Source organism: Pseudomonas sp. BO3-4, assembly GCF_034044115.1.
Classification (GTDB): domain Bacteria; phylum Pseudomonadota; class Gammaproteobacteria; order Pseudomonadales; family Pseudomonadaceae; genus Aquipseudomonas; species Aquipseudomonas alloputida.
In genome coordinates, this window is the sequence record NZ_CP139018.1 from 2,349,745 (window position 1) to 2,370,872 (window position 21,128).

A 21,128-nucleotide genomic window follows, 5' to 3' on the forward strand; every position below is an offset into this window, starting at 1 on the left:
GCCGCGTTGCGGCATTTCACCTGTCCCAGGAGGACTACCCATGCCTGTTACTACCGCAGCCGGCACTCGAATCTACATCGGGCCGCGCCTTACCGCCGACCTACCCAAGGACTTGGCTGCCGCCAAGACCCTGCTGGTAGGTATTACCTACACCCAAATCGGGGAAGTCGAGAATATCGGCGACTACGGCGACGAGGTGGGCGACGTTACCTTTGCCGCCCTTGCCGACTCGCGAACCCGTCACTTGAAAGGCCTGGCCGATGCCGGATCGGTCGATCTTTCTATCGGTCTGCTGGACGACGACGCCGGTCAGATTGCGCTGCAGGCTGCCCAGAAGGATCGCAGCCGCTTCGATTACCCGATCAAGGTCGAGTACGAAAGCGGATACGTGGACTACTTCGCCGCCAAGGTGATGTCGTCTCGCAAGCAGGTTGGTGGTGCAGAAGATGTGCTCAAGCGGGCAGTCACCATCGGCATCAACTCCGAGATCATCGAAGTCGAACCAACTCCGTGAAGTCGACCTGAGGCGCCTCCGGCTGGTCGCGCCTTTTTTGCTCAGTACCCAATACCAAGGAAACTCCAATGTCCAAGACCAATCACGGCACCGTCATCGTCGAGGCCGGCAGCGACAGCTTCACCCTGAAGGCCACGCTGCGAGCCGTGCGCGCCCTGGAGAACCGCTTCGGCGGTATTCTCCCAGCCATGCAACAGCTGGGCGCCGGCAACGTCACTGCCACTGCCTTCATCATCGCAGCCGGTGCTGGCATCGACACCAACAAGCGCAAAGAGCTCGAAGCGGTGGAAGAGGCCGTGTTCGAAGGCGGCGTGAACAAGGTTGGCAGCCAGGTGCTGCCGTTTGTACGGGCGCTGCTTAACCCCGGCGGCAAGACTGATGAAGAGCTCGAAGAGTCGCAGGGAAACGAACAGAGCGATCCGGCAACGGCAGCTACGTCGACGAACTCTTCGGAATAGCCACTGGGTGGCTGGGGTGGTCGCCGCGTGACGCCTGGGATACCCCGGTAGTCGAGATCATCCTGGCTTGGGAAGCGAAAGCTGACTTCCTGAAAAAAACCAATCCATTCGGCCAGTCGGAGACGAAGCCCTCCAAGGCGGCCGTAGCCAAAGACCTTCGGCGTGGCCTGCGGGGGGCTGCCGCATCTCGTCCGGCAGCTAACCATTGACCCGCCCAGGCGGGTTTTTTATCGCCTGGGGGAAACATGGCAGATACTGACGTTCAGGGCATGCTGGTCCGCATCGAGGCCACCACGGCCCAGCTTCGGCAAGAGATTGCGCGTGGCGAATCAGCGGTGGCGTCGACCTCGAAGAAAATGGATGCGAGCCTTTCCCGGGTCGATGACGCGTTTGATCGGGTGGGTGCTAGCGCGGAAAACGCTGGCGGCTTGCTGAAAAGCGCGCTAGCGGCAGCTGTGGGCGCTGTATCTGTCGGTACCATCCTCAAGGCTGCTGACTCCTATTCCCAGATGTCGGATCGTATTGGCCTGGCAACGAAGAGCTTTGGGGAATACAGCGCGGTTCAAGACAGGCTTTTGGCCACGGCGAATCGAACCTACCGCCCGTTGGAGGAGGCTCAAGAACTCTACATTCGTACGGCTGACAGCCTACGTTCGATGGGGCTCAGCGCTGATGAGTCAATGGACGTCATGGATAGCTTCAGCTATCTGCTGGTGACCAACTCTGCGTCTGTCGATAAGGCCAGCTCGGCAATTGACGCGTACTCCAAGGCGCTTCAGACCGGGAAGATCGAAGCCGACGGCTGGCAGTCCATCCTCGCGGCGATGCCAACCGTAGTGGACACCATCGCAGAGGCTACAGGGAAAAGTGCTGAGGAAATCCGTAGCCTGGGCGCTCAGGGCAAACTCAGTCTCGACACCCTCACCGAAGGCCTACAGAAGAGCGCGGTGGCCAATGGGCTTTTGGCTGACAGCATGGGGGTGGCGGTTCGCGACGCCCTGACCGCCCTCAACAACGCTTTCACCGTGTACGTGGGCCAGCTGAATGAATCCACGGACCTGACTGGGGTGCTCGCGTCGGGCATCTCGGCGCTGGCAGAGAACTTCGGCACTATTGCCGAAGTAGCAGGAATTGCTGCCGCGGGTGCATTGGCCGTTTATGCGCGATCGCTTGCTACGTCTGCAGCAGGCTCTGTGCTGGCTACCAAGGCCGCCATTGAAGATGCCATGGCCCGTCGCGCTCAAGCGGCTACCGTTCTGCTGGCCGCTCAGGCGGATCAAAGGAAAGCGCAGACCGCAGTTTTTCTGGCTGAAAAAGAACTGGCCGCATCGAAGACGCGCATCAGCGGGATGGCAGTTGAAAAGCAGCTGGCAATACAGCTTGCAGAAGCGCGGATGGTTGAGGCGCGCGCTACTGCTGCCGTCGGTGTTGCCCAGGGTGCCATCGTCGGTACTGGCCGTACCTTGCTCGGGCTGCTAGGTGGCCCTGCAGGTATTGCGATGCTGGCTGTTGGTGCCGCCACAGCATTTCTGACGCTGCGAGACAACACTGGCTCCCTGGAAAAGAAGCTCGGGGATCTGGCCGATCCGGTAGACAAGCTCGCCGAGCGCTTCAACAAGCTCAACAGGGCGACGCAGTCCGTCACACTGCGCGAGCTCCAGGCGAGCATTGAAGATACGCAGGACAAGCTGTCCCAGATGTCTGGGGCGATGGCGGATAAGTTCGAGTCCGATCTTCGAAACATGGGCGCCGCCGGCGCTGACGGCTTGATGGCCGGGCTGATCCCGCTGCCGGCCGAAGCGCAATCTGCACTGGATCTGGTGCGGAAGGCCTCCCGGGACCAGGCCGCCGGTATCGCTGTAGATTGGAAGGCGGTCGCCGACCAATTGCGGGTGATGCCCGGGGTGACAGAGCAGATGGCGCGGGCTCTTGAGTCCAGCCAGCAACCGGTCACCGAGCTTTCTTCGCTGCTTCAAAATCAGAAGCTGGCATTCGCCGAGCTCACTGGTGCGACGGACGATAACACCCGTGCAGAGCGTGAAAATGCTGCTGCCAAGGCAGCCGCAGCCGGAGAGGGGCAGAAGTACCTTGAGCAGCTGCAAAAGCAGCTCGCCACTTCGCAGGATAAGACCGCTCTCCAGGCTGCAAACCGGTTTATCGCAGAGAACACGCTGCTCACTGATGAAATGGTGGCTGCGATTCGTTCGGCGGCCGCGGCAAAAGATGCCCAAAAAGCCGCCGACGCTGCGTCAACCAAGGCGACCCAAGATGGCGCTAGTGCTGCCAAAGAGGCTGCCACTCAAGCGAAGAACTATGCCAAGGCGTTAACGGATCTCAAGTCCCAAGCAGACATCGCAATCAAGTCGGCCGAGGGCCTGGCGGCCGCCTATCAGTCTGGGACTGACCGCACTCGCGAGTTCGCGCTTCAACAGAAAGTGGAGGAGGCGATCCTCAGAACTGGTGCCAGCGTTCGTGACGCCGTTACTGCTGCGATCCAGAAGCAGATGGACGCCGAGGACAGCCTGGCCATCAGTAAGCAAGCTTTCGATCTGGGGAAAGAAGCCGCTGACCAGGTAGCGCTGGCCAAAGCAACGCTTCAGGGTGCCGATGCGCTCGAAGCCTACAATGTCCAGAAGGCCATGCAGGTTGCTCTGGCGGGCAAGAACATTGCTGTGGGCAGCAAGGAGTATGAGCAGTTGCTGGCCGCAACCCGGGCCCAGCAAACCGCGGTGAAGGTGGCAAAACAAGCGGCCGACGCGGGCGGCGTTATGGATCGGCTGTATCCCGAGCAAAAGCTGCTGCGCGAGTACACCGAGGGGCAGGAGGCCTTGAACAAGGCCATGGAATTGGCCCCAGAAAGAACTTCCGAGTACCAGGAAGCCTTGCGTCTTCTTGGGCTTGAGTATGAGCAAAATAAGAGCGCCGCCACTGCCTGGGGCAAGTTCACGGAGGGTGCAGTCGACCGGGTAGATGATGCGTTTGCAAATGCTTGGAAGAACATCGGAAATGGGTTTGACGGTTTCGCGACGAGCCTGAAGGAGGGTTTCAAGCAGCTGCTGGCAGAACTGGCGCATATGGCTATCACGCGACCGATCGTGATGCAGATCGGGGCCGCGCTGGGGGTTGGCGGCCTGTCGGCTCAAACGAGCGGTCTATTTGGTGGATCGGCCGGTGGTGGGGGGCTGAGCCTTTCTAACCTGTGGTCGATGGGAAACAGCGCTTACAGTGCGGTCACTTCCGGCTTCGGTGCTGCGATCTCCGCCGGCTGGACCGCTGGCGAAGGATTCCTTGGCGGCCTGCAGGGGGCTATCAGTGGTGGCTACAGTTTCCTCAGCAACAGTATCAGCGGACTCTTCAGTGGCGCCGGGGCGGCTGCCGGTGCCAGCAACGTTGGTTTCGGCCTCGGGCAGTCACTGGTTTCCGGTGGTGTCGGTTCTACCGGAGCCGCGGCCGGGTCAGGCGCGAGCTATGCCACTGGAGCCGGTGGAGCGACCGCCCTTGGCGGGGCTCTTGCCGGCATCGGCGGCGCGCTGTATGGGTATGGTCAGTCGGGTCTCAAGGGCGCTGCTACAGGTGCTGCGGGCGGGGTCGGCGGGTACTATGCGGGCGCTGCGATTGGTTCTCTCGTTGGGCCGTTGGGCACCGTGATTGGCGGCGTCATCGGCTCGGCCCTTGGGAGTTTTGTGGGCGGCTCGCTCTTCGGCGGTAGCTGGCAAACCAAGGACACTGGTCTGGCGTTGGGCGTAACTGGGGGCGAGTTCACCGGGCAGCAGTATGAGTACCAGAAGAAGAAGGGCGGCCTGTTCGGGAAGAACAAGAAGCGCACCCGCTATTCGGATCTGGATCCTGAAGTCGCTTCAGCTCTGCAAGCCACCTATGACGCCACCGAAGACTCGGTGGTCGATCTGCTTGGGCGTATCGGCGTGTCGGTGGGGGATGGCGCCTTCGCTGGGCTCAACATCGCCAAGCAGCAGATCTCGACCAAGGGCAAGTCCGAGGCTGAGATCCAGGAGGAGATCGCAAAGCTGTTCAGTGGGTTCGCTGACCAGATGATCACCTTCATCGACCAGGGTATCGGTGGTTTCGGCTACAGCTTCGCTGAGTTGGGTGAGCGCGTCGCAGTTTTCGAGAGCTTCAACAAGTCGCTTGGGCTGATCGACGTGACGATGCTGGGGCTGTCTGCGCAGTCGATGGAGCTGGCGAATGCCATGGTTGCTGCAGCAGGCGGCTTGGAAACCTATACCCAGAATCTGAACACCTACTTTGGCGCGTTCTTCAGCGAGTCGGAAAGGGCTGACAAAACGCTTGAGGCGGTACGGCAGCAGTTCAAGGATATGAACGTGGCCCTGCCGGAAACCCGGGAGGGTTACCGTAAGGTCATCGAAGCGCTCGACCTCACCACCGAGACTGGTCAGCAGATGTATCTGACCCTGATCGGCGCGGCCGGCGCTGCGGCAGAGGCGTATGACATCCTTGAGGCAAGGGCCAACGCAGCGGCTCAGGCGTTCACAGAAAGCCTTGGCAACTACCTCGGCTCGTTCTTCAGCGAAGCGGAAAAGGCCGATACCGCGCTCGCGCTGGTGCAGCAGCAGTTCAAGGATATGAATGTCACGCTGCCGGACACGCGCGAAGGCTATCGCAAGGTTGTGGAGGCGCTGGATCTCACCACCGAAACCGGTCACCAGATGTACCTGACCTTGATCGGCGCGGCCGGCGCTGCCGCCCAAGCCTACGATATTCTGGAAGCCAGGTCGGCAGCCGCGGCCCAGGCGATGCAGGAAAAGGTGACGACAGCAGTAAACGCCGCCTTGAGCTCGGTTCAGCGGGCCGTCAGCGCGCAAAAGTCAGCGGTCACCGAGGCATACAATGCTCAGATCGCATCGCTGAACGACATGTCGCAGACGGCACAGCAGAGCGTCAGCGATCTGACTTCCGTTGGTTCTAGCCTCAGCAGCGCCCTGAAATCACTGCGCGGCGATACCGATGAGGCCGTGAAGATGCTCCGGGCCCAAGCGCTGGCCACGCTGAACAGCGCGCTGGCTACGGTGCGGGCCGGCAAGTCTTTGGCTGGCATTACCGGTCTTGACGACGCTCTGGCAGTTGTCAGCCAGAACACCAGTGATGCCTACGCTTCGCTGGAGGCTTACAACCGTGACCAGGGGCGTACAGCCAACATCGTCAGCCAGCTGGAAGCCGCCAACGGCAAACAGCTCACCGCTGCTGAGAAGTCTGCGCAGAGCTTGCAGACCCGTATCGAGCAGGCCAAGAAGTCCTACGACCTGCAGATAGCGCAGTACGACGCACAGCTCAGCCTGGCTCAGGCGCAGATCGATGCGCTGAACGGCGTGGACAATTCAGTTGTATCAGTGGCCGAGGCAGTCGATAGCCTCAGCCAAGCCGTTACGGCTGCACTGGCAGTGAAAGCGGCGGGCAGTGCTCAGCAGAACACCTACGACAACAACGTAGCACTGCTGCGGGCGGTGTACCAAACGGTTCTCGGGCGTGATCTCGACGCATCAGGCCAGGCAACCTGGACGGCTGCACTGGCAGACGGTTCGGTTACATACGCCAACTTGATGGAGACGATCGCCCGTGGCGGCGCTGCAAATGGTGAGGCCGTGAGAATTCCTGGTTTCGCCAGTGGTGGCAGTTTTGGTGGTGGCTTGCGCCTGGTAGGCGAGCGAGGTCCAGAGTTGGAGGTTACCGGTCCAAGCCGGATCTACAGCGCCAACCAGACCGCTGCGATGCTTAACGGTGGGCAGGGCGATGTGACCGCTACCGAGGTGCGCGAGCTCCGGGCCGAATTGAAATCGGCGCTGTTCGCCATTGCCAAGTACACCCAGAAAACCGCCAAGAACACTGATCTTCTACCACTGAAGCTGGAACAGGAGCTGTACCCGTGAGGATCATTGAGCCCGTCGAAATCACCCCAAGCATGTCGGTGATGGAGGCGTTTTTGGTGGAGCCCAATGCTGAGCCGTTGGTGGTTCAGGTTGGGCAATCTTTCCAGGTGGCATCCATGCTGACTAATGTGCCGGAGGCAGACTACCCCCTTTGGGTGTCTACCACGGCGTACGCGGTCGGCGACGTTGTCATGCTTGAGCACCGGAACTACGAAGCCCTCGTGGCGAATACCAACAAAAACCCTATTGGCACCGCGACCGACCCGCCAACTTGGCTGGATCTAGGGCCGACTAATCGATGGCGGATGTTCGATGACAAGATCGGGACGGTGACCAGCAATCCTGAAAGCATCGCGCTGACCATCGCCCCGGCGAGAGCGGTCGATTCGATGGCTTTCTTCGGGCTGGATGCGGCGTCTATCTACGTACGGGTAGTCGACCCCTACCAAGGCATCGTGTACGAGTCGGTGGTCTCGCCGGTCTCTACGGACGGGATCAACGATTGGTACGACTACTTTTTCTCACCCGTAGAGGTGAATGAAGACTTCGTGCTGCTCGGCTTGCCGGCGGGGAGCTACGGCTCTATCGAGATCAAGATTGCCAAGCCAGGTGGAGTTGCCAAGGTTGGCGCCCTGATCCTGGGCAAAGCTGCTGTCTTGGGTGAGGCGCTCTACGGCACCTCAGTTGGCATCACCGACTACAGCCGGAAGGAGCGCGACACCTTCGGGAACATGATCATCGTGGAGCGCGGGTATTCGAAGCGCGCTGAATTCGACGTGATTGTGCAGACCAACATGGTTTCGCAAGTGCAGCGCCTGCTCAGCAAGTACCGTGCGAAACCACTCGTTTGGATTGGTGAGGCTAGCCTCCAGTCGACAATCCTGTACGGCTACTACAAGGAATTCAATCTGGTTATCAGCGGGCCGACGGCGTCGGACTGCTCCATTTCAGTCGAAGGACTCATCTGATGGCTACACCTACTATCACGCCTTTGCCGGAGGCGCCCAGCCGGCAGAACTCGGCCGGCACCTTCGCCACGCTAGCTGACAACTTCATGTCCGCCCTGCCGCAGTTTGCGGACCAGATGAACCAGGCAATTGACTACATCGGGGGGCAGGCAGAATCGGCGGCCGAAAGCGCCCAGCGTGCCAGCAGCAACGGCGCGGCACAGGTTGATCTCGCGGCCCAGCGGGCCGCCTCTGCAGGGCAGAGCGCCCAGTCCGCTACTCAACAGGCATCGGCTGCGAAGGTCCAGGCTGATGCAGCCAAGGGCTACCGGGACACAGCGCAGGCCGCAGCATCTGCAGCTCAAGGAGCAGCTGGTCTTCCGGCGTTATCTGGCAAAGGTGGCCTGCCGCTGGTAGCTAAGCCTGACGGGACGGGCGTCGAATACTCTGGCAGCCTCAGGCGATACGACCTTGATGTTGCCACCTCAACTGCAGTGCTCGACTTGGCGCTTAGCCAGGTGTTCAAGGTCAACGCAACCCAACAGCGAACCCTGAGCTTTGCTAACCCGCCTGCCGCAAGCAGGGCGATGTCGGTGGTGCTGCATATCACCGGTAAAGCGAACATCACCTGGCCGGCCGGAATTCTGTGGAACAATAGTCAAGTGCCGGTGCTGGGCAACAACTGGACCACTGTAATCCTCATTTGGATCGGCGATGGTTGGGTCGGCTCTGTGGGAGCTCGCGCATGATCGAGGCCGCTTTGATGGGGGGATCACTCCCAGGGCCATGGTCTGCGTGGGAGTTCGTTGGCTCGACTAGCCTGCTTGCAAGCGGGCCTGCGATGGTTGAGGCTAAGTTTCCGGCTGGCATTCAGCCAGGCGACTTGGTCGTCACGATCATGTCTCCACTCAACGAAACCATCCGGACCACGCTGACGGCAGCGGGGTGGCAACATTGGGCCCAGGGTAACCAGGATTACGTGTGCACCGCGCGCTACGTTGATGGACTTGCCCCTCCTGCATACGCACGGTCAGGTTCCAACTCGATTTTCGTTTCCGTTTTAGTATTTAGAGCGCAGGGGTGGTCGACGGTAAAGCTGGAGGCCCATGTTTCCCCAGCGAGTCCCATCAACGTAACCACTCAGCTGCAGAACGTACTGCTCTTGGCGATCGGCCTGACGCCTAAAACAACGCGAGGGTGGGCGGTTTCGATGGCGGGTGCCGACCCGACAGCAAGGGTCGAGCGGGTGAATGCTCCGGCGCTGCAGGTGTATTCCGCGAATGTCGGTTTCCCGCTGCAAGTCACAGGGGTCGCGGTAGATGCGTTATCGGGCGCTGAGCGAAACCTAATCCTCACAGTTTCCTGAACCATTCAACTATTCAAGCCGGCACAAGCCGGTTTTTTTGTGCCCGGAGAAAAGTCCATGGCTTACAACAGCGCCCACACCGGTCCAGAAATCGACGCAGCTGTACAGCTGTTGGGGCAGATTCAGGACGCACGAGACTCCACCAGCCAAGACTTGATCGAGGTGAGGGACCTTGCATCTCAGGTGAAGATTGACGCTGGCCAAGTTTCGTCCCAAACCGAAATCGTTATAGCCAAGGCTTTGCAGGTTGCCGGCGATGCAGTCGCAGTGGAACACGCGCGTGCCGAGGTTGCGGGTGCTACCGTGATTGCGGAGGGGGCTAAAGACGCGGCGGCGGCTTCGGCCGCCTCTGCTCTGGAAAGCCTGGGCGCTGCGAGTGTTAGCGAACAGGCAGCTGCGCAAAGTCAGTTGGCGGCGGGTCTCTCCGAGCAGATATCGGCCGAGAGCGCTGCCGAGGCTGCATCTGCCGCGGAACAAGTAGCAGCCGACCGTGCTGCAGCGGCGGCCAGCGCCGCCAGTGCGGCAGCCAGTGCGCAGAATGCCGAGGCGGTCGTGACCGGTGGTACGGCATCAGTCACGCCTGGGCCAGGGTTAATCCCGCTGGCCGACGCTCAGGGACACATAGATGTCGACTGGATTCCGAGCGATATAGCCCGGACCGAGGCGCTGCAGGCCGTCGCTGATAGTGCAGCAAGTGCCGCTGATGCAGCTGCTGAAGCTAGGTCCCGAGTGTCCGGTTTCCTGCTGCCGTCGCCAGAGGATCCCCTGATACGAGATGATGGTGCCCCTCTGCAAATAGGGGATCGATATACCAATACGATTGATCAAGCGGAGTACATCTACACAGACTCAGGCTGGTCTGCGAATGATAGCCAGCAAGCTATTGAAGATCTCAGGCATGAGATCTCCGTATCACCTGCTCCAGGAGGCATCGTCCGTGCCGGGGATGACGGCACAATAGACATCGGTTGGCTACCGGCAGGGATAGTAAGGTCGGAAGATTTGTCCGGTGACTCTGACCCAGCAAAAGGCTCTGCACTTGTAGGTTTTCGCCGCAACTGGCCGACAGCCTTTGCAAGCACGGTGTACGCCAAACTGAGCCAGACCGTGCACGCCACAGATTTCGGCCCGGTCGGCGACTGGTCGGCGATACAGAAGGCTGCTGACTACCTGAACGCAGTGGGTGGTGGAACTTTGGCCGTCGCATCCGGAAGGTGGGTTTTTCCTGGCGTGACAACGTTGAACATCTACTCTAATACTCGTCTCATAGGCGCCGCCGGCACAGTATTTGATTTTACCAACAGATCCGGCGGTTACACATCCACCTATAAGTTCTTGGTGGAGGCAAGAGGATCGTTCAATGCGGGTATCTCAGCGACCGCAAACATAGCGAAGGGGGCTTGGGTCATCAACGTCAGCACCGCATCGCTGGCAGAGGGCGATTTGGTAATTGTCACTTCCGATGAAACCGAGCCGGGAGATACCACCCCAGGTCAAGTAGGAGAATACTTAATCGTCGATGAAATAATTTCTCCTACAAAATTCAGAGCTAACAACTCAACATTCTCAGCTTATAGCACCTTGCAGAATGCCCGCGTCCACAAGGTTAACCCAGTTGAGAACGTGTATGTTGAGAATATACAGTTTGATGGCCAAGGAAGGCTGGATCCGGCGGAAGGTGATCTTGGGCTTGGGTTTATCTATGGGAAACACATTAGGGTTAGTAGCTGTAAGTTCAACAAGATTGACATGTATCAGTTGGAATTTCGCTCTTGTTATGATTTTCATGTTGATAGCTGTTACTTCTATCACTCTAAATACACCACATCCGGCCTGACCCCCGGAGAGTCCCAGCCAGTGGCAATGACGCCAAGGGGGCCAGTCCAATACCAGGTGCGCGTTTCGGATTGCTGCCAATACGGAATAATCTCAAACTGCGTTGGAGATGGCTCTAGGCATTTCTTCAATACTGGTCATTCCTTCAGGAAGGAGGATGGAACATCCTCCCAGCAAGTCGGGTACCTATTTGGCCTGTCGCGATGCATTAAAGTAGTGAATTGCCATTCTAAGAATACATGGCACGCTTGCTACAGTACGCATAATGATTCGGAGTTCATCGAATTCATTGGCTGCGCTGCGGAAAACTCAGGCATGGCCGGTTTCAATCCTAGAAATAGGAATGTCGTCATTTCGGGGTGCGTAGTCAGGAATTGCAATACGTCGTTCCTGCTTTCAACCCTGCCAGCAAATATCCTAATTGAAAACTGCAGAACGTATGGTGGCGGTGCAGTGCTCTCTATGCTTGACGGGGCTCAACAAGTCGGGGGCGTTATTCAGATTGATGGATGCAAGTTCTATAACCCATCTATCGGTATTAGCTTGGTGCCGCTAGCAGGAAATAAGGGAAAACTATATATAACAAATACCAGGATTGTTGGTGGCGTGCCTGTACTGTCTGGCAATGCCAGGCCGTTGAGGGTCGAGGGTGATTGGGATTTCATCCTAATTAAGGATGTCACTGTAGATGGCACGGCGGCGAACCAGTGTATATATGTGAACTCGAATTGTCCCGTGGTTATAGTGAGCAGTTGTGATGTATTTAACGGTCTTCGACCAATTCAGATTGGGCCTTTGGTAGCTCGTGGTGTAATCTCCAACTGTATAAGCGCGGGGATGACGGTAAGCACTGCGTACATTAATACTGCAGCAACTCCAACTCTGCAAAACAATATATAGAGTTAGAGTCGGTTAGCAGCAAAGCCGAGATATGCCTGCCGCGCTTGTGCTTCGCGGTCGAAATGCATTAGAATTCACAGCCTAATGCCTGTGTGATGGTTAGTAAATCACGCCTACCAGGGTTGGTATGAGCCTAGAGATAATATCAACAGGTTAAGTGCTGGAATAACAAGGTGAGTTTCATGATTCTTATTAGCTCTGATATGGTTGATGATGTAGGCGACATCCTTGAAGGAGTTGCTTACATCGATTCAGATGTCATATGTTATACGCATGGGCTTGGATCATTCAAGGCAGGCGGTGGCAGTCTAGACAAGATTGTGAAAGGTAAGTTCTTTCTTAAATATCTTGACGGCAATGACACCGTTATCAGAACTGATGAAGACGGTAATGAACTGGTTTTTTATTATTCCACTGCCGATTTTTGGTGTGTTTCAACTTCATTTTTCGGAATGGCGAACTATCTGAGTAAAAGGGGCTGTCAGCTGACAGCCTCTAAAAAAGAGCTTGCAAAGTTATTTGTTAGCACATCTTTGTTTGAGCAGCCGTATAGTGAAAGCCTTGCGATATCTGAAATCCAATTGCTTGAGGCGAACTGTAAAATAGTGATTTCTGGTGGAGTCTTTAATGTTTGCGCATGCGAGTCGCCATCTACACGAGGAAGCTCTGGATTTTTTGATCGGGTAACTAATTTCATCAATGAATCGCGCTCGGCTATAGCTGGACTTTCCGGGTCTTTCGAGGTTGATCTTGAACTTTCTGGCGGCATTGACTCAAGGGTGGTTCTGGGGCTCGCGTTACCCTATTCGGACGGGGTTAAAATAACCTCTGATAATTCCAGGAAGGAGCGAGCAGATGACTTCCTAATTGCTACCTTGTTGTCTGAAAACTATAAAATCAAAATGAGTCCGCCAAGGCCTAAAAGCTATGGATCTACTGATCTAGTCAGTAAGTGGTCTCTTTTTAAGCTCGGATGCATTGGGGTGTCTCGCACTAACTTAAAGCCTAACTCTGGCTCAGGCATAAAGTATTCTTGCGTTGTTCGGCTCAATGGCGGTGGCGGTGAGAGTAACAGGGTTTATTATAATACAAACTCACAGGCATACTACAATGTCATAGATCGCGCCCCTTTGGATGAGGCCTATAAAAGCATCCTAAAGAAGGATCTGTGCGATACTCTTGAAAAACATGGGTATGCGGAATCACCTCAGCAAGCCATGGTGAGCATTTACAAGGGATTCAGGCAAAGATATTTTGCTGGTCGCGCTTGGTACTACTCTCTTTTGGGACTAGTCTATTCGCCAATGGCCAGCAAATGCTTTGGTGAGTTGTGCGAGTCTCCAGATCTGGAAAAGGTTTTCGGATGCGATTTGGATGAAATACTTGATAGAAACCTAATAATCCTTTTCATTCTTTATATTTTAGATCCAGCGTTAGCCATCATCCGGTTTGATGAGGATAAGAAAAACTTTAGGCTTGAGGATATCCGGCGCATCCAAGGAATCGCCGCGACATTTGACAGGTCAGGAATCAACATCACGCCACAGTCATTGGCTTTTGGCTCAGTTAGCCAGAGGGAAGTTTTACCGAAGTGGGCGGATGAGAGCTTGCGCTATGAAGGCAAAGGCCTGAGCTACGAGTCAATGATCGACGAAGATATTAAAAATGTTGTCGGGTCGATTTCTTCAATGGGTATTCTATCCCAGAAGTTTCTGCAGGATCTGAGCGAGGGTATGACGGCAGGCAAATTGGATCCTCGAACAAAAAATAGCCTCTTGCACCTTTCGGAAATCCTCAGGTTCACCAGCTCAGTTGGTGACTGAGACATCAGCGTTCTTCAAATGCCTCAGCCCGCCCAGCGCGGGCTTTTTTTCGCCTGGAGAAAACATGGCCAGACTCACCGAAACCCAGGCCGGAAACGCCAACGTGCTCCGGTTTCTGGATCTGATCGCCTTATCGGAAGGCACTTCTACCATCAAAGCCAGCGACGACGGCTACAACGTGCTGTACGGCGGCAGCCTGTTTCAGGGCTATGCCGATCACCCGCGACGCAAGCTCACCTTCCCCATTAACGGCAAGGCGGTCACCAGCACCGCCGCCGGCCGGTACCAACTGCTCGAGCGTTACTGGGACGCCTACCGGGCCAGCCTGCGCCTGGCGGGTGGATTCACGCCAGAGAATCAGGACCGCATCGCGCTGCAGCAGATCCGGGAACGTAACGCCCTGGACGACATAAATGCTGGCCGCATTCAGCAGGCAATCGCCAAGTGCTCGAACATCTGGGCCAGTTTTCCCGGGAACAACTACAAACAGAACCCGCACCGCCTGGACAAGCTGCTCGGGCGGTGGGTTGAGCTCGGCGGGGCGCTGGCATGAACTGGCTGGCCGCGGTACCGGCCTGGTGCTGGTGGCTGGTCGCTCTGGTGCTGGTCGCTGGTGGACAGCAGTACCGGGTGGTGGTCGCTCAGGGCGAGACAGCCGAGGCTCGTACCGAGCTGGCCGACTACCGCTTGGCGGTCGCGGAGAACAGCCGGCGAGTAGCAGCACAAGCGCGCGCTGAGGAGCAACGGCGCCAGAAGTTGGCAGACGAGGAGGGTGAGCATGCACGCAAGAAACTGGAAGAGGTTACCAGCCGCGCTACTGCCGCTGAGTCTGCTGCTGGCGGGCTGCGGGGTGAAATCGATCGACTGCGCGCCGGCCGAGCAGCCACCTGTGGTGCCATCGCTACCCAGCAGCGCCAGGCAGGAGCCTCTGCCGTCGTGGTGCTCAGGGGATTGCTTGAAGAGTCTGACCGAATGGCGGGAGACCTCGCGAAAGCGCTTGAGCGAAGTCAAATAGCTGGAAAGGCTTGCGAGAATATCAGCGCCGCAATGCAGAGGACTGTCGACGCCCGTCAGTCGAACTAGGGTGTGGATCTTTTGTGGTAGGCCCTGGAATTTGCAGCATCCAGGGCGCCATAACTCAGGTTCTTGGCAGTTCGTGCGGAGCGTTAACACAATAATCGTGGTTTTGCGCTCGTGAATTGCTCAATTCGCCACGGTTGGCCGAAATAATACTGGCTCAAAATGACCCTGTTTCTATAAGATAATGCCGCGGTACTCTATTAGCATGTATGTTGGTATTGTGATTTTTATGTTTTCATTTGAGACTGAGCCGTTTGAGCCTACACCTATGCGAGACGAAAGTGTGGTCATCGTAATGTGAGGGTTTTTTAGTTCTTTAACTAATTGCCTGGCTTCATCAGCTGAATTTTTGGGCACTCCGTGAAGCTCTACATCGAACCCGTCTATTGATACGGATGGCGCTTTATTTACTAGCTCTGTGGCTTGATCTTTGTTTAATAGAAGCTTCAAAAGCTTGTTGAATTTGTCGCCAATGGTATATATTTGTTGGAAGTCGTTGATTTTTTTTGCCAAATCATCGAAGTCAGTTCTTAGCTTTCCTTTCCCTCCTAGGGCAGATTGTATTGACTTAAAAGCGAATTCAAGTTGGCTTGATTCAGTGCCAATAATTGCGTTTAGATTGTTAAGCGGAGGTGGCAGCGTACCAGGAGTTGAACCTGAATGACAAATAGGTATCAATGGTATATCTGGACCTCCCTGTTCATCGCTTATCAGGCTTCTTAGCCATATGGCGCCAAGCTCGAAGTTTATCCAGTTTCTTTTTACAGAGTTTGGGCTGATTAGGTAGATGGCTGAGCTACAGTTTTTTAGTCCGTTCTCGATCTTCTTAAGGAAGTTCGAGCCTGCAGGTATGCTAACTCCGTCTGAAGAAACAAATACATCGACAAATCCACTGAACTCTTCCTCTAGAGAGTTCTTTATAAGTATGGCTAGCTGCTTTTCCTCATGTATGTGGGATAAGAATATTAATTTAGCGGTCATTTCAGGATCATCCGTGGTTAAGAAAGCGTGGCCTATTGATATCACGAGAGGCCATTAAAGTGAACTCTAGCGTTCTGGATCAAGGAGTTCCAGAACCGGCCTGCAGGATCTGTCTCTTTTAATATGCTGGTTATACATACAGCAAGGTCTCTTATGTACTTCCTCCTCGTTCGCCGCCGTGTGAATGGCGTGGCCATCCCTACGAATCAGCTCGGCAAGATCACACCCATCCGGGCCGACATCCACATCGGCGACCACCACAGTGAGCCGCTGGGTCGGGTATCGACCCAGGCCTGGGTGTTCAACCCGTCGTCTGGTCCGGACATCATCCCGCGGCTGCACGATGCCAAGGTCAACGGAATGGCCCAGCTCAGCATAAACATCAACGGGGTGGAGGAGGTCGACGGCGTGCTCTACGCGCAGTCCTGGTGGTGCAGGGCAGAATGATGGTGGGATTACCACAGGCCTGGGTGGCGGAACTGGACGACTAGGTGGCCCTGATCGCTGATCCGGATGGTCGCGCGGCTGTGCTCAGTGAAATGGCCTATGCCGCTCATGAGTAGCTGTATAAAGGAAGGGAAACGGTCAGCAGAACGCCGATAGAGGGGGCAGGAGGCGTGGGACAAAACTGGGACATTGAATGTCCCAAATGATGATGAATCAAGATGCAGGAAAATGACGCTAAAGCTAATAAATACAGGGGCTTGAGCGATTGCACCTAGCAAAATAGCAGTTTCGTACCGGATTGCAAATCCGTCTACGCCGGTTCGATTCCGACCTCGGCCTCCACCATTCGAAAGCCCCGCAGATTAACGTCTGCGGGGTTTTTCTTTGCGCGCAGAAAAACCGGATAGTTTCCGCATCCTGAGGCTTCGTTTCCGCATCAGCGATTTACTTGGTAGGGGAAACCACCTCGCCGACTCGGCGATAAACCCGCTTGGTGATCTCCTCCTTGGAGTGGCCCAGCAGCCGGCTGGCGTGACTGATGTCCTCTATTTCCGAGGCCGCCTTGGGTCGGATATCACGGAACTGGAACTGCCGCACCTTGGTGGCCAGGTCAGTGTTGCCGTCGGCGATGAGCTTCCGAGCAGCCTTGTCACGCGCCTCGCTGAAGCGGTTCCTTAACATCTCCCAGCTCATTCGCAGACCCGAGTCGTTGGTGATCAGTCGCGTGTTGCGCACTCCCTGCAGCTTGCGGCGCTCGAGTAGCGCCTCGATGAACAGCCCAAGGCCGGTCAGTTCGCCATTGACGTGCCGGCGGATGCGGAGTTTCTTGTCGGTCTTGTTCTGATCGACCCACAGATAGTCCTCGTCCAGGTCGACGGTGCTGAATTTCAGGGTGTCCGCAGGGCGCTGGCCAGCCAGGTAGGCCAGGTCCATGGCATCCTTGAGCCCCTGGTCGCCCTCGGCATAAACCGCATCCCAGATTTCGTCAGCCGCGTAGAAATCGCGCACTTTCTCTTTGTTGCGACGCACCGCCAGGCAGGGGTTGCGTTCGGCAAAGCCCCATTCCATTGCCATGGTGAAAACGTGCGAGAGCAGGGCGATCTCCCGGTTTGCCCGAGTCTTGGCAGTGCGGGCATCCCGGTACTGGGCAATGACCGGCGGGTTGATAGCCTCGATCGGCGCATCAGCGAACGCCTTGCGCAGGCGCTCCAGCTCATATTTGTTGTCCTTCTGAGTGCGTGGCGACTTGGTTGGTATGATGTCCCGCTCGTACCGGTCAAACAGTTCGCCCATCGTCGCCATCACCTTCGGCTTCGCCTTATGTTCCAGGCGGGCCCATTCCAGCTTGGCCTCTGCGAGATCAGTCCCCAGCGGTACCTCTTGCCGCTTCCCGTCTGCATCCCTCCCGTCGTAGTAATAACCAACCCACAGCTTCCCGCTTTACAACTTGCGGACCCGCCGCAACATCCGCGGCGGCAGGTCCTTGTTCGATGCCTTCCTGGTGCGCATCTGTTACCCCACGCGCGATAAGTCCAATGTCCATGTCTCGGCCGTGGCATTCGTTGCCGTCGGCTTCACTCCTGCCATCTTCATCCGGAAGTACATCCGGCCAATGATGGGGCGCCTGGCCCGGGTAAGCGTGTACTGCCAGCCATTGTTGGCAAGCCAGGCGATTTGCTTGCTCGGGATCTGGTACCCAGTCAGCCGCACCACTTCCTCCTCCTCGAGGATCTCGCTTGTATGTTCCATGGGATGGTCTCCACGCCGCCGATGGCGGCAGGTTGGTGGTCAGTCGACCTGGTAGTAGACGTAGCAATTGACGCCTTGGTCCTTCAGCGACTTGTGCATGGCTTGCACGCCGGCGCTGTGCATATTTCCCTGGCCTGGCCAAGGCGTGTCTAGATGAATGCCCTGCTGGTGATAGCGGCTTTTCTTCTGGACATAGCCCGGCAGAGTTGGCAACTGGTTAGGGCGTAGGCCCGGTACCGGAATCACGACTCGATCAAGGTTGGCGCTGCCACCATCATCGGTGCAGGCAGCTGCTGCAGCCTTGCCAGCCTCCGTGGCGATGCGCACTTTCGCCGGCAGGCTGGCCAGTTCTTCTTTCGTCATGGCAATAGCTCTCCATGCCCGTGCATGTCGGCGGGCTTGAGTGGAATGGGAGGGGTTACAGCTGCGGTGCAAGTAGCTCTTCGACTACCTGACCGGTGTCGTGGAAGTACCAGTCGCTGTCGGTGAGGTTGTTGATCATGAAGGCGGCGAATCTTTCGGTCGTCATTCCCTTCATCAAGCGCTCGAGCTTCGGCGGAGGTCCTTTCCAGGTTGGCTCGGCGCCGATGAGTCGGGCTGCCGCCAAGTTGTGATGGCCATCAAGGATGATGCGATAGAGCTTTCCGCGCATCTCCAGATCGATTGTTCGAACCACGAATACCTTGAACTTGGCTACCTTCTTGGCGATAACATCGCGGTTCAAGTATCGCTGGCTGCTGATGAGTGGCGGTGTGCTCATCGCGGCCCCCTGTAGATCAGGTAGGCCATGTACATCAGTGGCAGGATCATGGCTGAATGCTCCAGGTGATTGCCATCGTGATCACCCCAAGCCATCCGGCGATGGCTAGGGCTCGGTAAACGATTCGCTCACGCTCAGCCTTCAAGGCCCTGCGCAGCCATTCGGACTTCTCCGTGATCAGCTGATCTGCGAACTCGCATGCGCGCTGGAAGTGCTCTTCAGAAATGCTCATGGCATCAGCTCCTTCGGCACCTGGATGGTATCGCTGAGCTTGTAGTGGACCAGGCCCCGGCAGAACGCGACCAGAGCGGTGGGGCCATAGCACCAGACCCCGGCACCGGCCGGGCCGCCTGCATAGCAGGTATCTTCGGGCAGGCCGGGTATGTGCTGAGCGGTGCCTTGGTGCTTGTCGATCAGCACACCGCCGTGGCCCCAGTGAGAAGAAGGGCGATAGCCGAAACCTTCAGTTACGCCGCGGATGCTGATGCTGATGGGGTCAGTTGGCGTAAGCCATACCGTCGTTCGGCATACAGGATCTGCTTCGAAACCCTCGGCCCTTGCCACGGCCCAGTCCAGCGGGGCGCCGACCAGGTTGGATACCCTTACCTCGATCAGGTCGGTCATCATCGGCGCTCCTTTTTCCGCTCGACCTCGATCTGGTCGTAGAGTGCATCCACTCGCTTTTGCTTGCGGTTGATCGCCTCGGAGCGGTTCAGGTGTTCTCTCAGGGCCTTGTCATAAGGCTCGATCTTCTCGACCAGTCGAAGCCGCTCACTTGGATCTTTTGACGCGTTGAACTGTCGAGCCAGTCGATCCCGCTCGCTGAAGTCCAGATGGTCAATCGCGCGGTTCTCCTTCTCCATTTCGGCCAGAACGTCTGCCGATTGCCGCTTCCAGCGCAGATACAGCACATCGCTCTTCTTGGGCTTCATGAAAAAGTGCTGAGATCTGATCCACTCCACCAAGTCTTCCTTGGTCATCTCGTCGAGCATATCTTTCCGGGCGGCTTTGCTCACAGCTGATACCTCTCATCAATCCAGCGCCCAGGCGCCAGTGCGGGTGTAGGTTCGGGTTGTGTTTCGTGCGGGAAGAGCTGGCGCTGGTTGCCGGCCTGCAGCTGGCTGTCGGGGATGCAGCTGATGCCGACTCCGTTGAGCAGGTAGCAGGTGACGCCGCGCTGGCTGTCGTGCTGCACGTCGATGACGTTCTCGGTTGCGCTGGCGCTGGTGGCCAGCAGCAGGAGGCAGAGGGCGAGGCGGGTCATCAGCAGTCCACCCAGTTGAGCTCTTTGATGTAATCACCGCCGGCGCACAGGTGCTCGTCGTTGATCGCCTCCAGATCCTTTATATCTGCCAGGGCGGCCTTTGCGCGTTCCAATGCCAGCTCGGCATGGCTTAGCTGGTGGCGTTTGCGGGCTTTGTAGCTGCGCAGCGCTTCCTCTTTGTCGGGGTAGGCGAACCGGCGCCAAGAGCTTTTCGATACACGCTTGGCGTTGCCCCAGACTTTCCCGGTGGCTTCCTGACGCGCCACGGCGTAACCCTCGCTGCCTTCGGGCACAAGCCAGTAGCAGTGCTCGCTTTCGCGGATCACCACGTAGCGCCGGCACACGATCGTGACGCCTTCGGGTCCGATGGAATCGATATAACGGAAGTGGTCCGGCCAAGCCGGTTGCTTTTCTGTGGGCATGACTTCGTCCTTGGCTGCCATTTCGCGGCAGTGAATAGAGGGGAGAGGGGTTACAGCGGGGTGGAGTACAAATGTGATCTGATTAAAAAACGTACAAAATCATGCGGGCTATGTTCTAGATCCGGTATTCTCGGTTGTCACCAATCAAAGAGAGGTGGTTATGAAATATCGAATCAAAGAGTTGAAGCTGGATAACGACGTAACCGTCGAATACGTCGAATGCGTGAAGCAAGAAGGAAGAGTCAGCGTTTGTCAGCTCATTTCCCTGTGGCGCTTTACCGAAGCGCAGATCCAATCAATACGCGCCAAGGGCACCATCTAGACATGTTGGCCGCCGACCAGCTCGGCTTGTCGTTGGTCGGCCGGCCACCCAAGATCCAGTAGCGGTCCTATAGGAATCAATGGCTGCACAGTCGCCGCCGCATCCCGCTCTGCCTCTTCTTTGGTCCACCAGAAGGCAGTACCAACCATCCAGGCTATAGGGTCGGGGTGGGGCTGAGGGGCTGACTGCGGTGCATTCTTCAGCAGTGCACTCCAAAGAGACCTTGCGAGGTCCGGGTGCATGCATACCCCATTGAGCATTTCACGCGTCAACACGCGCGGTACGCTGACCATATCGATGATCCCCTCGATATGGTCATGCTGCTCGATGGTGCTGGATCGGTTTTCTGTGGGCAT

Annotated in this window: 22 protein-coding genes; 11 read left to right on the forward strand and 11 right to left on the reverse strand. The window is 56.9% G+C overall.

Annotated elements, in window-relative coordinates; genetic code table 11:
* Positions 1–40: 40 nt before the first annotated feature.
* The 9 genes from REH59_RS10770 to REH59_RS10810 all read left to right on the forward strand — a co-directional run bounded on the left by REH59_RS10770 (position 41) and on the right by REH59_RS10810 (position 14,830).
* Positions 41–514 (forward strand): phage tail tube protein, encoded by a 474-nt coding sequence (locus REH59_RS10770; protein WP_084966358.1) that lies wholly within the window; start codon positions 41–43, stop codon positions 512–514.
* Between the two features lie 68 nt (positions 515–582).
* Positions 583–972 (forward strand): hypothetical protein, encoded by a 390-nt coding sequence (locus REH59_RS10775; protein ID WP_320450560.1) that lies wholly within the window; start codon positions 583–585, stop codon positions 970–972.
* Positions 973–1,217: 245 nt separating this feature from the next.
* Positions 1,218–6,875: a tape measure protein gene (locus tag REH59_RS10780; protein WP_320450561.1), complete on the forward strand. Its 5,658-nt coding sequence runs from the start codon at positions 1,218–1,220 to the stop codon at positions 6,873–6,875.
* On the forward strand, positions 6,872–7,843 hold the full coding sequence (locus REH59_RS10785; RefSeq protein ID WP_320450562.1) for a hypothetical protein: 972 nt from the start codon (positions 6,872–6,874) through the stop codon (positions 7,841–7,843). The genes REH59_RS10780 and REH59_RS10785 overlap by 4 nt, the downstream gene beginning before the upstream one ends.
* Entirely contained in the window at positions 7,843–8,571 is a 729-nt protein-coding gene (locus REH59_RS10790) for a hypothetical protein (protein WP_320450563.1), read from the forward strand. Before REH59_RS10785 ends, REH59_RS10790 begins: the two co-directional genes overlap by 1 nt.
* A 674-nt stretch (positions 8,572–9,245) precedes the next feature.
* Positions 9,246–11,924 (forward strand): hypothetical protein, encoded by a 2,679-nt coding sequence (locus REH59_RS10795; RefSeq protein ID WP_320450564.1) that lies wholly within the window; start codon positions 9,246–9,248, stop codon positions 11,922–11,924.
* Between the two features lie 182 nt (positions 11,925–12,106).
* The gene (locus REH59_RS10800; protein WP_320450565.1) at positions 12,107–13,747 is read left to right on the forward strand and encodes a hypothetical protein; all 1,641 of its coding nucleotides are present in this window, start codon (positions 12,107–12,109) and stop codon (positions 13,745–13,747) included.
* Between the two features lie 64 nt (positions 13,748–13,811).
* Positions 13,812–14,300, forward strand: a complete 489-nt coding sequence (locus REH59_RS10805; RefSeq protein ID WP_320450566.1) for a glycoside hydrolase family 104 protein — start codon at positions 13,812–13,814, stop codon at positions 14,298–14,300.
* A complete protein-coding gene (locus REH59_RS10810; RefSeq protein ID WP_320450567.1) occupies positions 14,297–14,830 on the forward strand; it encodes a DUF2514 family protein in 534 nt (177 codons plus the stop codon). Before REH59_RS10805 ends, REH59_RS10810 begins: the two co-directional genes overlap by 4 nt.
* Positions 14,831–15,001: 171 nt before the next feature.
* Here the strand turns inward: REH59_RS10810 and REH59_RS10815 are convergent, their stop codons facing one another.
* Positions 15,002–15,808, reverse strand: coding sequence for a toll/interleukin-1 receptor domain-containing protein (locus tag REH59_RS10815; RefSeq protein ID WP_320450568.1), 807 nt, complete (start codon positions 15,806–15,808; stop codon positions 15,002–15,004).
* A gap of 153 nt (positions 15,809–15,961) precedes the next feature.
* Here REH59_RS10815 and REH59_RS10820 point away from each other — a divergent pair, with 153 nt between their 5' ends.
* Entirely contained in the window at positions 15,962–16,255 is a 294-nt protein-coding gene (locus tag REH59_RS10820) for a hypothetical protein (RefSeq protein ID WP_320450569.1), read from the forward strand.
* Between the two features lie 444 nt (positions 16,256–16,699).
* On the opposite strand, the gene REH59_RS10825 is transcribed toward REH59_RS10820, so the two are convergent.
* The 9 genes from REH59_RS10825 to REH59_RS10865 all read right to left on the reverse strand — a co-directional run bounded on the left by REH59_RS10825 (position 16,700) and on the right by REH59_RS10865 (position 20,450).
* Complete coding sequence (locus REH59_RS10825) at positions 16,700–17,686, reverse strand: tyrosine-type recombinase/integrase (protein WP_245150130.1); 987 nt, start codon at positions 17,684–17,686, stop codon at positions 16,700–16,702.
* Positions 17,687–17,767: 81 nt separating this feature from the next.
* Positions 17,768–18,004: a DUF4224 domain-containing protein gene (locus tag REH59_RS10830; protein ID WP_128573603.1), complete on the reverse strand. Its 237-nt coding sequence runs from the start codon at positions 18,002–18,004 to the stop codon at positions 17,768–17,770.
* 39 nt (positions 18,005–18,043) lie between these two features.
* Positions 18,044–18,367 carry a hypothetical protein gene (locus tag REH59_RS10835; protein ID WP_014859778.1) on the reverse strand — a complete coding sequence of 108 codons (324 nt, stop codon included), beginning with the start codon at positions 18,365–18,367 and terminating at the stop codon, positions 18,044–18,046.
* A 55-nt stretch (positions 18,368–18,422) separates the two neighbouring features.
* Positions 18,423–18,764 carry a hypothetical protein gene (locus REH59_RS10840; RefSeq protein WP_014756060.1) on the reverse strand — a complete coding sequence of 114 codons (342 nt, stop codon included), beginning with the start codon at positions 18,762–18,764 and terminating at the stop codon, positions 18,423–18,425.
* 46 nt (positions 18,765–18,810) lie between these two features.
* Positions 18,811–18,996 carry a hypothetical protein gene (locus REH59_RS10845; RefSeq protein ID WP_014859780.1) on the reverse strand — a complete coding sequence of 62 codons (186 nt, stop codon included), beginning with the start codon at positions 18,994–18,996 and terminating at the stop codon, positions 18,811–18,813.
* Positions 18,993–19,388 (reverse strand): phage protein NinX family protein, encoded by a 396-nt coding sequence (locus REH59_RS10850; protein WP_128573604.1) that lies wholly within the window; start codon positions 19,386–19,388, stop codon positions 18,993–18,995. Before REH59_RS10850 ends, REH59_RS10845 begins: the two co-directional genes overlap by 4 nt.
* Positions 19,388–19,780: a hypothetical protein gene (locus tag REH59_RS10855; protein WP_135007138.1), complete on the reverse strand. Its 393-nt coding sequence runs from the start codon at positions 19,778–19,780 to the stop codon at positions 19,388–19,390. Before REH59_RS10855 ends, REH59_RS10850 begins: the two co-directional genes overlap by 1 nt.
* A complete protein-coding gene (locus REH59_RS10860; protein WP_014859783.1) occupies positions 19,777–20,028 on the reverse strand; it encodes a hypothetical protein in 252 nt (83 codons plus the stop codon). Before REH59_RS10860 ends, REH59_RS10855 begins: the two co-directional genes overlap by 4 nt.
* Positions 20,028–20,450, reverse strand: a complete 423-nt coding sequence (locus REH59_RS10865) for a hypothetical protein (RefSeq protein WP_135007139.1) — start codon at positions 20,448–20,450, stop codon at positions 20,028–20,030. The genes REH59_RS10860 and REH59_RS10865 overlap by 1 nt, the downstream gene beginning before the upstream one ends.
* Positions 20,451–20,610: 160 nt before the next feature.
* On the opposite strand from REH59_RS10865, the gene REH59_RS10870 reads away from it, so the two are divergent.
* Entirely contained in the window at positions 20,611–20,772 is a 162-nt protein-coding gene (locus REH59_RS10870; RefSeq protein ID WP_014859785.1) for a hypothetical protein, read from the forward strand.
* On the opposite strand, the gene REH59_RS10875 is transcribed toward REH59_RS10870, so the two are convergent.
* Positions 20,769–21,128, reverse strand: coding sequence for a hypothetical protein (locus REH59_RS10875; protein ID WP_014859786.1), 360 nt, complete (start codon positions 21,126–21,128; stop codon positions 20,769–20,771). The genes REH59_RS10870 and REH59_RS10875 overlap by 4 nt on opposite strands.